Below are 15,906 nucleotides of genomic sequence, written 5' to 3'. Positions count from 1 at the left end.
CAAGATACTTATCACTCCAATCAGGTAAGGAATAAATAAACAAGTAAGCGATTTAAATCCCCCTGTGGCTTTGCTACTTTCCCCCTTTATCAAAGGGGGATTAAGGGGGATTCCATGTTGTTTGAAAATATGTTTATAAGCGGAAATCAAAAATCCAGCCGTTCCGTAAGCAGGATCACGAATCGTTTCGTCTTTCTTCGGGTCAACCGCCGCCACAATAAAATCAATAATATGGCGCGGAGTGCACTTAACCCACTGTTCAAGATTGTTACTTTGCCTAACCATTATTAGCGAGTCATAATTAGAATTGCTGCTGAACAGTGGGGCGGACTGAATTCCCCACAGTTTTACAATTGGCGGAGAGGGAGAGATTCGAACTCTCGGTAGGAGTCAACCTCCTACAACTGCTTAGCAGGCAGCCCCGTTCAGCCGCTCCGGCACCTCTCCAAAAATTAAGTATTAAGTAAGAAGTAGCAGGTATCATCTACTTACTTCTTCTGGCGGCGGGAGTAGGATTTGAACCCACGGACGAGTTACCCCGTCAACGGTTTTCAAGACCGCCGCATTAATCCACTCTGCCATCCCGCCAAAATTTGAGGCTATTAACTAACTTCCTGCATCAAAGAATAAGGAATTTCTTTTAATGCATGCACCGACTGGACATATTTATTAACAAAATCAGTAGTATTAGTAGCATTTAGCTTTTTAAGTAAAAAGCTAAATTTATCTTCCAGGCTTTGGCAAATCTTTTCTCGTGCTTCTGAAGATAAATTCCAAAGTTTTTCTTTAAAAGGACCAAAACCTTTTTTTCTAGCTTTATAGATAAATTGTTCTTTGGTCAAGCCATTCTTCCATTCATCAGCACAATTATTTTTTAAATATTCATAAATTTCATCTCTTAAATCTGAAGGAAAATACTCACTATCGTAGATCATATTTTGAAACTCTGTAGCTAAATGAACCTCAGCCGTGTCGGTTTCCGGAAAACGGTAAAAAGCATCTGAAGGAAGAGTAGAAGCTCCATGTTGAACAGCACCAGCTAAATTATATTCATCGACGGCTACCTTAGATAATCTTCTTAAGGTTTCAAAATCTAACCTTACCTCAGCTATAGTTCCATCAGGAAGAGGAACGCCTCCATGGGTAGTGCCAGTTTGAATAGAGACTTTGCTTATTCCTTCCATCTCATTAGATATATTTTTTCTATATCCTTCTAAGTAAGCTCGAAGTTCTTCTTCAGTAGAATTATGGCCACCTACTTCACCAATTTCACCTCCAATAGAGATAGTAATATTATCTGGCTCATTTTTCCTAATAAATTGAGTAAGAAGCGCGGCCATCTCGTAATTTAACCTTTGTTGTTCGGAAATGGTGTCTTTGTTTAAATCGACTAAAGTAGAAGTATCGATATCGATATTATAAAAACCAGCTTCAATAGCTTTTTCAATTAAAAATTTAACAAAATTTACTTCTTTATCCTTATCTTCTTTAAATTTACGAGCAATAACTTGAAAGTGGTCACCTTGAATAAATACAGGACCTTTATATCTTTCTTTAATGGCTGCTCCTAATATGACACCGGTGTATTCAGAAGCTTTTTGATGAGTATACTGCATTTCAGAACGAGCTATTTCAAAGATAAAAGCCGAAGCTTTATTTTCAAAAGCTGCTCTAAATAGGGCTTTAGACACATCGTAGGTTAAACCTCGAATGTTTATCGCGGGGACAGTAATTTTTTCATATTCCTTTCTTCCCTTAGCTTGATACAAGCCCTGGATAGAAGCAGAATTAATCCCTAAAATATTAGCTGCTTCCCAAATAATCCAGTAAATAGAATCCACCACATCTTGGTCATGATTAAAGACAAGATTGTAGACCAATCTATCTATTAAATCTTTTTGAAAAACTTGCTTGTTTAAGATGATTAATACTCCATCTTTAGAAATCTTAATGATATCGCCGGTAGAAGTTATTAAATCTTTAACATTTTGGTATAGCTTATAAATCATCATTCCTCCTTAACTAAAAAATGTCTTAGCTATTTCATATAACTCTGGATCTACTGTCTTGATCTTACCCACCGCCTCACTTAAGGGCATCGCGGTAATCTTATTCTCGTAAAGGCAAGCTAAATATCCAAATCTTCCTTCTTTGGCTAATTCCACTGCTTTTATACCTAATCTGGTACCTAAATTACGATCAAAAGCAGTAGGAGAACCTCCTCTTTGTAAATGACCTAAGACTACAGAACGAGTCTCGACTTTAGTCTCTTTCTCGATAATCTTCTCTAAAGTCTTTCCAATTCCACCCAATCTTACATGGCCAAAGGCATCTAATTCTTGATTTTGAAGAAAATGCCCTGTTTTTTCTTGATCAGTAGCAAACCTGGCCCCTTCAGAAACAGCAATAATGGTATAAAGCTTTCCTTTTTCTACTCTTTCTTTTACTAATTGGCAGACTTCACTTATATCAAAAGGTACTTCTGGAATTATTATATAGTGAGCTCCGCCTGCTAAACCAGCCATCAAAGTTATCCAACCTGCATGTCTGCCCATAATTTCTACCACCAAAGAGCGACGATGTGATTTAGCCGTGGTGTGTAGCCGGTCAATGGCTTCCGTAGCAATAGAAACAGCGGTATCAAAACCAAATGTATAGTCAGTACAAGAAAGGTCATTATCGATAGTTTTAGGCACCCCAACTACTCTTAAGCCTTCCTGAAAAAGTTTGTTGGCTACTCCTAAAGTATCTTCTCCTCCCGCCGCAATTAAGGCATCTAACCCTAATTTATTAAAATTCTCTATAGCTTTTTTACTTCCACCTTCAATCTTATAAGGATTAGTTCGTGAAGTTCCAATAATTGTTCCTCCTAAACTATAAATATCGGCTACTTCTTCTTTACTTAATAAGGTGGCTTCCCCTTTTAAAAGTCCAGCCCAACCTTCTTTAATTCCAAGCACCGAGATACCCAAAGAAGAAGCTTTGTAGACTACCGCTCGAATTACTGCATTTAAGCCAGGAGCATCTCCTCCACCAGTAAGTATACCTATATTCTTCACTTAAAACTTCCTTTCTTTACCACTTTCCTTACCAAGAATTATCTTTATTAGAATCTTCAAAAAAATTGGTAAAATAAATAAAATATAAAGGCCAACGTTCAGCCGTCAGCCATTAGTCGTCAGGGCTCACCTTCCGTGTTTAAGAAAGTTAGTCTGCCCGATGTAAGAAGGTAAGTAAAATCATTACCTTTAAAGAGAACCAGCAAAAAATAACTAAAACTTTTATTATTTTTATTATAGGGAATAGCTTAAATAGTGTCAAGATGTTTTTCAGCAATTCTCATTATAAGATTTTACAAAACAAATTAACCACTTTGTCCCTTTCCTTAAATAGTAAATTGGTCTTCATTAACTAATTGGCAAAGGGGCATATTGTCTTAAATTACCTATAGAATAAAAAGAAATTTTCATAATTAGAATTGCTGACTTTTCTCGCAAATTACTTGCTTTTTTTATTTTTTTACCTTATTATTGGCCAAGTAAGTTCTTTTCTTGGAATTATTCTTTTTTTAAGTAAACTTTTTATCAAGATTTGCAATTTAAAATAAATTTATCTCCATCTTACACAAGTTAACTATTCAAGAACACCACTGAAATTTAGAGAGGATCCAAATTCGGTATGGGTTTTTACACAGTAACCCTTTTTATTGCCGGCTTTGTTCATTTACTTCTGGGTCTCTTTGTTCTTAGCAAAAATATTAAGAGCCAACGAAACAGAGCCTTTGCCTTATTTGAAGCTTCCATTGTCATCTGGAGTATAGGTATGTTTATGATGACTATTGCTTCAGATAAACAAATGGCTATGACCGGTGTTCGTATTCTTCATTTTGGACTCTTCTTTAGCTTTGGTAACTTTTTTTATTTTGTCTTAACGCTTATTGATGATCAAAGCAAGAGAAATAAGATAATATGTTCTACCGCTTATATTTTAGGACTACTCTTCAATATTACTGATCAGATAAAGTCTTTGGCTACTGTTTCAGATGTAATTTTTGTTTTTGGCAGCTATCAACCGGTAGCTGGCAAAGCCGCCCCTTTCTTTAATCTTACTTTCCTCTTCTTTGTTTCATATGGAGTCTATCTTTTGTATAAAAGATATCAGATCTCTGAATCTTTATTGGAAAAGAATCGAATAAGTTATGTCTTTGGAGGTATGTTTATTATTTTTATAAGTAGTATCACTAATATTTTATTAGTGATGGGGCTAAAAGTATATCCTTTAGCTCATTTAGCTATTATTATTTATGCTTTGATAATTACCTACGCGATTATTAAATATCGATTAATGGATATCTCTCTCATTATCCAAAAAGGAATAATTTATTCTTTATTAACTACCTTGGTAACTACTATTTGGTTACTGGCTATCTTTATCTTTGAAGGAGTTTTACATTTTGAAACTCTCTACGCTCGAGTTTTAACCATCGTCATTATTATCTTTATCTTTCAACCTATCAGAGAAAAAATCCAGCTTCTGGTAGATAAAAGATTTTATCGAGAAAAGCATAATCTTCAACAAATTTTAAAGAAGGTAAGTAGTGATATTTCCACTACCCTGGATCGAGAAGATCTATTTTTATTAGTCCTTAATGTTATTAAGAAAGTTATTCATCCTCAATATGCAGCCATCATGTTATTCGATCAATCTAAGGGTGTATATAAACCAGAATTTACTTTTGGAGATTACGATAAATCAGAAGTCTTCAAAGAAGATCATCCTATTGTTCATTGGTTTAATCAAGAAAAAAGAGAATTATTAAAAGAAGAAGTCAAAGAAAACCCAGAATTTAATGACGTCAAGGAAGTTTTGACGAATGTTATCGAAAAGCTAAGAATGATCATCTCTATTCCTATTATCTTTAAAGAAAAGTTAATAGGTATATTAAATTTAGGATCAAAATTAAGTAGTAAGGTTTATAGTAATGACGAATTGGTCTTTCTTTCTACTCTAAGTAGTGAAATAGCCCTTGCTTTAGAAAATACTAAGTTATTTACCGAATTAAAAAAATATGCTCTGGAATTAGAAAAAAGAGCTATTCAGTTACAAATAGCCAATGAAACTAAATCTAACTTTTTAGCGGTGGTTTCCCATGAACTACAAACTCCCTTAACAGTGATTATAGGTTATCTTAACTTATTTCTTCAAAAGACCTTAGGTGAGTATAATTCTGCCCAAGAAGAAGGTCTTAAGATCATGATGAAAAGATCTGAAAGACTAAGGAAATTAATTGGTAATATCTTAGCTTTCTCTAAGGCAGAACAAAGAGAAGGAGATAAACTCGAAGAAGAAGTAGTAAATTTTAAAAAGATAATAGAAGAAGTAGTCTCTACCTTTACTCAAGCAGCTCAAGGAAAACAAATCATTCTCCAAGCTCAAATAGACACTAACTTTCCCTTGGTTAGGTATAACGGCAAGAAAGCTAAGGAAATCTTTAGCAAATTAATGGATAATGCCATAAAATTTACGCCGGCTAATTCTTTTAATAAGGTTACAATTGGATTGATAGATAAAGGTAGTTATCTTCAAGGTTTTGTAGAAGATACTGGTATTGGTATTGCTGCGGAACGTCAGGAAAAGATGTTTGAAAGTTTTTATCAAATAGATATGTCTGATAAAAGAGAATATGAAGGACTGGGGCTGGGGTTAGCGATCGTTAAAAAGATTATAGAAAATTCTGGAGGCACTATTAAGGTTAACTCAGAAAAAGATAAGGGTAGTAAATTTGTCTTTACTTTACCTAAAAAAGAAGTAATCTAAAGAAAATGAAAAAGATTTTAATCATAGATGATGATCCAGATATTGTTGGAGTCCTCAAACTTCTTCTTGAAATTGCCCACTATCAGGTGATAGAAACATTTAATGGAAAAGAAGGACTGGAAAGAGCAGATAAAGATCAGCCAGATCTTATCTTACTAGATATTATGATGCCCGTGATGGATGGATGGGAAGTATGTAAAAAGCTTAAGGGATGCCTAAAGACCTCTCCAATTCCAGTGATTATTCTTACCGCTAAATCCGAAGAAGAAAATGAAAAGAGAGCTAAAAAAGAAGGAGTCGTTGATTATCTCACCAAGCCTTTCTTACCCCTTAGTCTCTTAAAAAAGGTAGAAAAAGCAATAATATCTAATTGCACTCAAGGTACTCAAGCAAAATAAGTTTACGAGCAGTATAATTCCACCAAAAAGCATTTTTAGCTTTTGTCCAACAAGAAAGTTTAGAAACTAAGTTTCAAGGTAATTAAGATGAAAGATAAGATTATTCTTTCTGGTATGGCTTTTTTTGGCGCTCATGGTGTCTATGAAGAAGAACGTAAATTAGGTCAAAAGATAGTAGTTGACTTAGATCTTAATTTAGATTTAAAAAAAGCTGGCCAGAGCGATGATTTAGCTTTTACTATTAATTATCAAGAAGTTTATAAATTAATAAAGAAGATTTGCGAAGAAAAGAGTTTTTCTTTAATTGAAGCTTTAGCGGAAGAGATCGCTAAGGAAATTTTACAAAATTTTAATCTTCTTTCCGTCGGGGTAAGAATAAAGAAATATCACCTTAACTTAGGTGGCCAAGTAGATTTTACCGGCGTAGAGATTGAGCGAAAAAAGTAAAAAAAAGTAAAAAAGTAAATGGCTAGTAAATAGATTAAATCTTAAATATCTCCATTTAGTCTTAAATGGTTAAATAGATTTTACAGCTATAAAAATAGAGCGAAAAAAGTAAATGGCTAAGAGCTTGAATAGCTCCATTCAATATCTGAAAGGGATAGGACCTCAAAGAGCTAAGATCTTTTCTAAGTTAGGCATTGAAACGATAAAAGATCTACTCTATTATTTTCCTAGAATTTATCAAGATCGGACTGAAATAAGATCTATCTTTAGTCTTAAAGAAGGAGAAAAAGAGACTATTTGTGGGGTGGTCATAAGACACCTAAAGAGTAGTTTTCCCCGAAAAAAGATTAAAGTAACTAAAGTAGTGATTGGCGATGACACCGGCATAATTACTTTATCCTTTTTTAACCAACCTTATATTGAAAAATACTTACCTATAGGAAGTAAGATCGTTGCTTCAGGAATAGTTCGAAGATACCGTCAAGCCCTTCAAATGTCTAATTTTGAATATGAGATGCTTGAAAAAGAAGATGAGTTTATCCATAATAAAAGAATTGTTCCTATCTATCGCCTTACCAGTAACATACCTTCTTATTGGCAAAGATTTCTTCGTAAAACCATAAAAAGCGTTGGCGATCTTTATTTAAGCGAAATTGAGGAAACTCTTCCCGAGTATATCTTAAAAGAACATTTCTTAATTGACCTAAAGACTGCCTTACAAGATATTCATTTTCCTGCTAATTGGTCGATGTATAAAAAAGCTAAAGAGCGGTTGGTCTTTGAAGAGCTCTTTTATCTTCAATTAGCTTTTGGGTATCTTCGTCACAAGGTTAAGCAAGAAGAGCTTGGAATAAAGTATCTAGTCAACCAAGATGAGTTAAACTCTTTTTACTCCTTATTTCCTTTTTCCCTTACTTCTGCTCAAAATAAAGTTATCAAGGAAATTATAATAGACCTGCAGAGTAGTTTTCCTATGTGTCGTTTAATTCATGGTGATGTTGGTTCTGGAAAGACAGTCGTAGCTATCATTTCCTCCTTGATTGCTATTAAGAACGGCTATCAAGTAGCTTTTATGGTCCCTACCGAAGTCTTAGCCGAGCAACATTACTTAAATATAAAAAAATTTCTCAAGGAGACAGAAGTAAAGGTAGCTTTGCTTACCAGTAGCGTTAAAGGTAAAATCAGAAGAGAAATCTTACAAGAATTAAAAAGTGGTCAAACTAAACTCATTCTTGGCACCCATTCCTTAATTCAAAAAGGAGTAAGTTATCATCGTTTAGGTCTGTGTATCATTGATGAACAACATCGCTTTGGAGTAATGCAAAGATTATCTCTCCAAAAAAAGGGTCAAGACCAAAAAAAACCTGATATCTTAGTAATGAGCGCTACTCCTATCCCTCGAACTTTAGCTTTAACTTTGTATGGAGACTTAGATATCTCCACTATTTCAGAGCTTCCTCCTAATCGCCAAGAAATAAGAAGTTTCTGCCGAAGTGAAGATGACTTAAATAAGATTTATGAATTCATGAAAAAGGAAATTTCAAAAGGAAGGCAAGCTTATCTTGTCTATCCTTTGGTTGAAGAATCTAAAGAGCTGAACTTAAAATCAGCTACCAAGATGGTAGAAGAGCTTCAAAAAGAAGTATTTAAGGAATTTAAGTTAGGACTTCTTCATGGAAGGATGAAAGTTTCTGAAAAAGAAGAAGTAATGAATAAGTTTAAAGATCAAGAAATTGATATCTTGGTCTCTACTACCGTGATTGAAGTAGGCATTGATATTCCTAATGCTACGGTGATGCTGATTGAACATGCAGAAAGATTTGGTCTTTCTCAGCTTCACCAACTTAGAGGTAGGATTGGACGAGGTGAGAATAAGTCTTACTGTCTTTTTATTACCAAAAAACACATCTCTGCAGAGGTAAACTCTTCTTCCTTCAAAGAGAAAGAGTTTGATTTAAATCAAATAGATGCTATTAAGAGATTAAAGACCATGATCGGGACTAACGATGGTTTTAAGATTGCTGAAGTTGATTTTGAAATACGAGGACCGGGGGAGTTTTTCGGAACAAGACAACATGGACTGCCTGAATTAAGATTAGCTAATATCATTAGAGATGTAGATTACTTAAAAAAAGCCAAAAGCCAGGTAGATCGGTTATTTACCTTAGATCCTCTTTTGCAAAAAGAAGAAAACCAAAGACTGATTCAAAATCTTAAAAGTAGTTACTTGCCTTACTTAGAAAAAGATTTGTTATTAGAATAATTAGGAGCTTTTATGATCGTGCGTGAACTATTCGAAAAAAGGGAAAGAGAAGAGCTTTCTTTTTATGCCATGCTTTCTGCAAAAAGCCAAGGAAGAAAAGAAAAAGAAAAAGAATGTGATGTCCGCACTTGTTTTCAAAGAGACCGAGATCGAATTATTCATTCTAAGGCTTTTAAGCAATTAAAGTATAAAACTCAAGTCTTGTTATTTCCTGAAGTGGAACAAATATGCACCAGACTTATTCATACTATCGAGGTTTCTCAAATAGCTCGAACTATTGCTAAAGCTTTGCGTTTAAATGAAGATTTAACTGAAGCTATTGCCTTAGGTCATGATTTAGGACATTCTCCTTTTGGTCATATAGGAGAATCAGCCTTAAATGAGGTATCTCCAAGTGGTTTTCGCCATCATGAACAAAGTTTACGAGTGGTGGAAGTATTAGAAAAGAATGGCCAAGGCTTAAATTTAACCTATGAAGTAAGAGATGGTATCTTAAAACATACTCGTGGTTCCTCAAGTTTATATATTGAACCTGAAGAATTACGACCAGTAACTTTAGAAGGAACTATTGTCAGGTTAGCCGATAGCATTACTTATATTAATCACGATATTGAAGATACCATTCAAGCTCGGATGATTAAGATGTCCGATCTACCCCATGAGTGCTTAAAGATACTGGGTAGAAGGCATTCGGAAAGAATTAATACGATGGTCTATGATGTAATCATAAATAGCAAAGACAAAAACTTTATTTCGATGAGTGATGAAGTATTAAAAACGACCGATCAGCTTAGAAGTTATTTATACCAGGAAGTTTATACTCATCCTAGAATTAAAACTCAGGGAATTAAAGCTGAAAGAGTGATAAAAGAGTTATACTTTTACTTTTTAGAAAATCCAAAGACAGTCTTGGAAGAATTTAGTTATATTATGAATCAACACGAGAAAGAGAGGCTAATTTGTGACTATCTTTCTATCTTAAGCGACCGAGAAGTCATTTCTCTATATAAAAAAATATTCTTGCCAGAATCTTGGAAATTGAAGCAATATTAGTTCAGATAAAGATTAAGGAGATAAAAGATGAAGATATTATTAGCGGCTTCAGAAGCAGTTCCTTTTGCTAAGACTGGTGGATTAGCAGATGTAGCCGGAACATTACCTCAAAATTTAAAAAAACAAGATCCAAGTCTAGATATTAGAGTTATTCTTCCTAAATATAAGTCCATTCAGGACCAAGATTTAAAATTAGAGGGTAGTTTTAAAGTAAAAATAGGCCCGTCCACTAAAAAGGTTACGATAAAATCTAAGGTTTTTCACGGTGTTCCTTTTTATTTTGTCCAAAATGACTCTTATTTTCATCGCGACGGTCTTTATGGAACTTGCGAAGATGCTTATCCTGACAACGCCGCTCGTTTTGCTTTATTTTCCCAAGCAGTCTTAAAACTTTTAAAGTTAATTGACTGGTTTCCTGAGGTCATTCATTGTAATGATTGGCAGACAGGTTTAGTTCCTGTTTATCTAAAGAGCATTTATAGTCAAGAAAAAAACTATCAAAAAATAAGAACCTTGCTTACCATCCATAATATCGCTTATCAAGGATTGTTTGAAGCTCCTGAAATGCTTACTACTAATTTAGGGTGGGATTTTTTTACCTTCGATCAATTAGAATTTTATGGAAAAGTCAATCTTTTAAAAGGAGGCATTGTTTATGCCGATGCCATTAATACGGTGAGTAAAGAATACGCTAAAGAGATTCAAACCCCTTTATATGGATATGGATTAGAAACAGTTCTTTCCTTTCACCATAAGACTATTCACGGCTTATTAAATGGCATAGACTATCAAGAATGGGACCCTGCTTCTGATAGCTTGATCTACCAAGATTATAACCAACTTAGTTTAGAAAAAAAGAAAAAAAACAAAATCAGTCTCTTGAAAGAGCTGAATTTACCTTACCAGGAAAATATTCCTTTAGTCGGCATCGTCAGTCGACTTACTTACCAAAAAGGCTTTGATCTTTTAAGTGAAGCGATAGATAAAATCATGAAATTAAATTTATATTTGATTGTATTAGGTAAGGGAGAAAAGATTTATCAAGACTTATTTATCTCTATGGCTAATAAGTATCCAGATAAACTAAGAGTAAAGATTGATTTTGACGACCCTTTAGGCCATAAAATATATGCTGCTAGTGATATGTTCTTAATGCCTTCCCGCTATGAACCTTGTGGCTTAGGACAATTAATCAGCTTTAGATATGGTTGTGTCCCTATTGTTCACAAGATTGGTGGATTATCTGACACCGTAGTTGAATTTAACTTCGAGCAAGAAAATCAAGGAAATGGCTTTACTTTTAGTAAATTTTCGCCTTTTGGTCTTTTAAGGACTATAAAAAAAGCCCTTAAGACTTATCAAGATCCAAAAATTTGGTCAAGATTAGCCAAAAGAGGTATGAGTTTAGATTTTTCGTGGTCTCGTTCCGCTAAGAAATATATTAAACTTTATGAAAAAATATACCTTGCTAAAAAAACCTAATTTTTGGAGCTACTTCAGACCTTATTTATATGCAATCTGATAAATAACTTGTATTTCCACCCCCTACCCCCGCCAGCGGGGGATAAGCTCGAGACTGTCCCTTGCTGGCGGGGGTAGGGGGTGGATTTTCCCTACGAGGTATGTCAACTTAATTAATGGATTGCATATATTGGTAACTTTATCAGAATAGATATAGGAATGCCCTTCACTTTTATAAGGAAATACATTTGAACTTCAAACCTTATTTATTGGCAATTTTATCAGGATATTTAGCGGTGCTATCTTTTCCTCCTTACAGTCTTTCTCTTTTTGCTTACTTATTCTTAATTCCTTTCTTATTTTCTCTCCAAGGTCAAAACTTATCTCAGAGCTTTCTTTTAGGAAGCTTACAAGGCTTAGCTTTTTCTCTCGGTCTTTTATTTTGGATTAAAATTTATCATCCCTTAGCTCTTCTTTTCTTATGCCTTTACCTTTCTTTATTCTCAGGGGTCTTTGGCTTTTTATATAGCTGGATAAAGAAAAATATTTCTAAATTTCACTTCTTGATTATTCCTCTGTTATGGGTCCTAATAGAAGATCTTCGCAGTAGTGGAACTTTAGGCTTTCCCTGGGGAGTAATTGGTTATTCTCAAAGTGAAAACACCACTTTAATCCAAATAGCTGATCTGGTAGGTGTGCTTGGTATCTCATTTATGGTCATCTTAGTAAATTCTCTCTTATTTGAAGTAATGACAAAAAAATTAGAGAAAAAATACTTACTGGTTATTCCTTTAATCTTTCTCTTCTTAACTATTTATGGAAAGATAAGATTAAGGGAAGACTTTATCCCCGCCAGAAATCTAAAGGTCTCTATCATCCAAGCTAATATTGATCCCGATTGGTATGATAGCTGGAATAAACACAAGAATGAAGTCTTAAATGACTTACTCCAAAGCAGTAAAAAAGCAGTTGCAGAATATCATCCCGATTTAATTATCTGGACAGAGACTGCTCTTCACAATCTTTGGGAATTAAATCCAGATATTAGAAATGCTGTCTTAAATCTGGCTAAAGAAGGCAATGTTAACCTCCTGATTGGCATTCCCTGTGTAAAATCGGGGAAGAAAGGAGATCAATACTTTAATAGTGCCTTCTTAATCTCTAAAAAAGGAGAGATTCTGGGTCGATATGACAAGGTTCACTTAGTTCCTTTTGGAGAGATGATTCCTTTTGAAGATACTTTTAATAAGCTCAAAAAGCTTCTTCCTTTCTTGCCTTCTCTTAGAGAATTACTCCCTATGGTAGGAGATTTTAGCCCGGGAAAAGGTTTTTATCCTTTAAGTTTTTATCATCAAGATTACCAAATAGTAAAGGCAGGAGTTTCAATATGCTTTGAAGATATCTTTGGTTATATCGCTAAAGACTTTATTAATCATCAAGCTAATTTTATGGTTAACATTACTAATGATGCTTGGTCAAAAAATGTTTCTGCTCATCTTCAACATTTTGAAATGGCCATCTTTCGAGCCATTGAAGGACGTTGTTTTTTAGTTAGAGCTGGAAATTCTGGTATTTCCGCCCTTATTAATCCTTATGGAGTGGTAGAAAAAAGTTTAAGTGTTTATCAAAAAGGAATCTTACATGGAGAAATTTCTACTTCTGCCTTTAAGACTTTTTATAGCCAATATGGCGATATTTTTGCTCATGGGTGCTCACTTTTAACCGTGATTTTACTTATCAGCTTAAAACTAAGCATCTCTTTTAGCAAGATTCTCCCTAAGGAATAACCTTTTAGTGAATATCTTTAAAGTGTTCATAACCACTTCTTTCAACCTTCTCAATAAATCCTCCTTTTTTTAAAATGATGATCTCTTTTTCTGGAAGAACTTCTCCAATGATAAAATAATTAATTTTGGCTTTTTGAAGGATCTTTAATCTTTCTTCTTGGCAAGTAAAAAGAAGCTCATAATCTTCACCGCCAGAAAGAGCCATCTCTACAGGATTACCTTGAGTCTTTTGAGAAAAAGCTAAAAGAGCAGGAGAGCAAGGAATCTTTTCTTCATAGAGCTTAAACCCCACCTCATTTTCTTGGGCTAATCTATATAATTCACTACTCAATCCATCGCTAATATCCATCATACTTGAAGCAACTTTATACTTAGAAATAATTAAACCTTCTTTTATTTTAGGATAAGGAAATAAATGTTTGTTAATTAAGATCTCTCTTTCTTTCTTATTAATGTCTAGCTGGTTCTTTAAAATATTTAAACCTGCTTTAGAATCACCTAAGCATCCTGTTACCGCTAACTTTTCTCCTCTTTTAATTCCCCGCCGCGAAACGTAACCATCCTTGGCTACTTCTCCTAATAAAGTAATATTAATTAATAACTTATGGGATTTAACCATGTCTCCTCCAATAATATGGACCTTAAATTTTGAAGACAGGTCTAAAATTCCTTTACAAATTTCATCCCAGGAAGAAATAGCTAAATCTTCAGGCAAACCTACGGAAAGTAATAAGTATTTAGGAGTAGCTCCCATAGCCGCGATATCGCTAAGATTAACAGCCGTGGCCTTCCATCCAATTTGATAAAAAGTTGAAAATTTTAGATCAAAATGAACATCTTCAATAAAAAAATCGGTAGTAGCTACTAAGTATTTGTTAGCCCTATTCTTTACTACCGCTGCATCATCGCCTATCCCTAATATAATCTTAGAATGAGGGTAGGAAATATTGTTTCGGAAACGTTCAATCAGGTTTATCTCACCCAGATCTTTTAACCTTATCACTCTTTTAACCTTACCACCATAATCTCTTGATCTTATTAATGAGACCTAATATCTTAAAATAGATAAAAGTAAGGAAAGATTTTCTAAGTCTAAAGGCATAGTAATGACAAAATTCATAACAACAAAAACATTCTATACAAAGGTTGTAATTAACCTTAATTCTGCCTCTTTTTAAATAAATAGCCTTGACGGGACATCCTTTTAGACAAAGTTTGCACTTGGTGCATCTATCTTCCAAAATTACTGGCCGAACTTTAACTAAATTAGCAATAATTTTAGCCATCGGTAGGGGGATTTTATTGATCAAACTTTGATTGGGTAGGATAAAATTAGACAAACGAGCTTTGTTTAAAGGAATACCTACGATCTCTATCTTCTTTAAATTAGCTTCTCCTAATCTTTTTTGGTAAGCAGCAAAAACAGGAGGAACAGAAAGAGGGCTTACCCAGACTAAACCAGCAAAAACAGCATCTAAGGCTACGGCATCAGTACTTACTAAGAGTAAATTAATAACTCGTAACTTTCCAGCAGTAGGACCATCTCCTTCCATGCCGATCACCGCATCCATAATATTCAAAGAAGGCTTTATGACTGATAGAATCTCAGCCAGAGCTACTCCAAATTCAGAAGAACGAATCGCTCGTCGATGAAATTCTGCTTTTAAAAACCCTGGAACTAAACCTAACAAATTCTTGATAGCTCCAGTTAGGATGGTATTAGTGTGGGTCTTAAACTTAGGGAGGTTAATAAGAACGTCAACATTTTTAGCTTTTTTAGCTAGATATAATTTCTTAAAATAAGTAGCTTCTGGAACATCAAGCTCTATTAAACCATCTTTTTCAAAGTTTATTAACTTGATCCCTAATTCATCAGCTACTTTTTTAAAACCAGACTTTTCCCAGACTTGTTCTACGCCTTTAATAGCAAAACTTGGGCTATCTCCAATCACCGGCCTACCTCCTAATTCTTTAACTAACTTAGCTACAACTTTGATGATATTAGGATGAGTATTGATACCGGCGTCTGGTGAATAACTTCCTAGCATATTTGGCTTAAGAAGGACTTCGCTATCTTCAAAAACTAATTTCTTTAAAATATTTTCATGTAAGTCTTGGCTTATTAGGTTCAAAGCTAATCTAAGAGAACTTTCAATTGCCTCCTCATCATAACTTTTACACTCTACAATAGCTACCTTACTCATAAAAATCCCTTGGACTTAAATCCTTTAATTTTTCCTTAAATCTTTTTACTTCTTCTTCGTCAATAGGCTGCTTAGGTTTTGAAGCCATATTAATAATTGGCTCAGAAACAAAGATAGCTACATTCTCTCTTAAGGCTACGGCAATAGCATCGGAAGGACGAGAATCAATTTCTAAATTTTGATTACCTTTTTTTAAATTAATCTTGGCATAGTAAGTATTCTCCTTCAAAGTACTAATATAAATATAAGTAACTTTACCTTCTAATTTATTAATAATATCACACATTAGATCATGAGATAATGGTCGAGGAACAGGAATATGCTCTAAAGCTAGCAGTATTGATTGAGCTTCAAAGAATCCTACCCAAATTGGCAATACTCTTTTCCTTTTCTCATCTACCAGAACAACGATAGGAATATTATTATTGTTAGCATCTAAAGCAATTCCTAAAACTTTCATCTCAATCATAACCTTC

General features: G+C 34.1%; 13 protein-coding genes and 2 tRNA genes. 7 read left to right on the top strand and 8 right to left on the bottom strand.

Features of this window, described 5'->3' with window-relative positions:
• The 5 genes from KJ849_04575 to KJ849_04555 all read right to left on the bottom strand — a co-directional run.
• Positions 1–285, bottom strand: a 285-nt coding sequence (locus KJ849_04575; GenBank protein ID MBU2599832.1) for an SAM-dependent methyltransferase, incomplete at its 3' end; no start/stop codon positions are given.
• Between the two features lie 69 nt (positions 286–354).
• Positions 355–447 (bottom strand) — tRNA-Ser (locus KJ849_04570).
• Positions 448–498: 51 nt separating this feature from the next.
• Positions 499–588, bottom strand: a tRNA-Ser gene (locus KJ849_04565).
• Between the two features lie 14 nt (positions 589–602).
• Entirely contained in the window at positions 603–2,009 is a 1,407-nt protein-coding gene (locus KJ849_04560; GenBank protein MBU2599831.1) for a class II fructose-bisphosphate aldolase, read from the bottom strand.
• 9 nt (positions 2,010–2,018) lie between these two features.
• Positions 2,019–3,059 carry a 6-phosphofructokinase gene (locus KJ849_04555; GenBank protein ID MBU2599830.1) on the bottom strand — a complete coding sequence of 347 codons (1,041 nt, stop codon included), beginning with the start codon at positions 3,057–3,059 and terminating at the stop codon, positions 2,019–2,021.
• Between the two features lie 619 nt (positions 3,060–3,678).
• On the opposite strand from KJ849_04555, the gene KJ849_04550 reads away from it, so the two are divergent.
• The 7 genes from KJ849_04550 (at position 3,679) to lnt (ending at position 13,226) form a co-directional block, all read left to right on the top strand.
• The gene (locus KJ849_04550; GenBank protein MBU2599829.1) at positions 3,679–5,817 is read left to right on the top strand and encodes a GAF domain-containing sensor histidine kinase; all 2,139 of its coding nucleotides are present in this window, start codon (positions 3,679–3,681) and stop codon (positions 5,815–5,817) included.
• 5 nt (positions 5,818–5,822) lie between these two features.
• The gene (locus KJ849_04545; GenBank protein ID MBU2599828.1) at positions 5,823–6,215 is read left to right on the top strand and encodes a response regulator; all 393 of its coding nucleotides are present in this window, start codon (positions 5,823–5,825) and stop codon (positions 6,213–6,215) included.
• Positions 6,216–6,302: 87 nt separating this feature from the next.
• Positions 6,303–6,662 (top strand): dihydroneopterin aldolase, encoded by a 360-nt coding sequence (gene folB, locus KJ849_04540; GenBank protein ID MBU2599827.1) that lies wholly within the window; start codon positions 6,303–6,305, stop codon positions 6,660–6,662.
• A 112-nt stretch (positions 6,663–6,774) separates the two neighbouring features.
• Positions 6,775–8,925 (top strand): ATP-dependent DNA helicase RecG, encoded by a 2,151-nt coding sequence (recG, locus tag KJ849_04535; GenBank protein ID MBU2599826.1) that lies wholly within the window; start codon positions 6,775–6,777, stop codon positions 8,923–8,925.
• 12 nt (positions 8,926–8,937) lie between these two features.
• Positions 8,938–9,978: a deoxyguanosinetriphosphate triphosphohydrolase gene (locus KJ849_04530; GenBank protein ID MBU2599825.1), complete on the top strand. Its 1,041-nt coding sequence runs from the start codon at positions 8,938–8,940 to the stop codon at positions 9,976–9,978.
• A gap of 27 nt (positions 9,979–10,005) precedes the next feature.
• Positions 10,006–11,460: a glycogen synthase GlgA gene (gene glgA, locus KJ849_04525; GenBank protein MBU2599824.1), complete on the top strand. Its 1,455-nt coding sequence runs from the start codon at positions 10,006–10,008 to the stop codon at positions 11,458–11,460.
• Positions 11,461–11,687: 227 nt separating this feature from the next.
• Entirely contained in the window at positions 11,688–13,226 is a 1,539-nt protein-coding gene (gene lnt / locus KJ849_04520; GenBank protein MBU2599823.1) for an apolipoprotein N-acyltransferase, read from the top strand.
• Positions 13,227–13,230: 4 nt separating this feature from the next.
• Here lnt and thiL read toward each other — a convergent pair whose 3' ends face one another.
• From thiL to KJ849_04505, 3 genes are read right to left on the bottom strand one after another with little or no spacing between them, the layout of a single operon-like run.
• The gene (thiL, locus tag KJ849_04515; protein MBU2599822.1) at positions 13,231–14,229 is read right to left on the bottom strand and encodes a thiamine-phosphate kinase; all 999 of its coding nucleotides are present in this window, start codon (positions 14,227–14,229) and stop codon (positions 13,231–13,233) included.
• 10 nt (positions 14,230–14,239) lie between these two features.
• Positions 14,240–15,430 (bottom strand): DUF362 domain-containing protein, encoded by a 1,191-nt coding sequence (locus KJ849_04510; protein MBU2599821.1) that lies wholly within the window; start codon positions 15,428–15,430, stop codon positions 14,240–14,242.
• A complete protein-coding gene (locus KJ849_04505; protein MBU2599820.1) occupies positions 15,423–15,899 on the bottom strand; it encodes a bifunctional nuclease family protein in 477 nt (158 codons plus the stop codon). The genes KJ849_04510 and KJ849_04505 overlap by 8 nt, the downstream gene beginning before the upstream one ends.
• Positions 15,900–15,906 lie beyond the last annotated feature (7 nt).

This window comes from bacterium, from assembly GCA_018830565.1.
GTDB lineage: Bacteria > UBA9089 > JAHJRX01 > JAHJRX01 > JAHJRX01 > JAHJRX01.
Note: the sequence above shows the minus strand (reverse complement) of the source record. Positions and strands in the feature narration are given on the sequence as shown.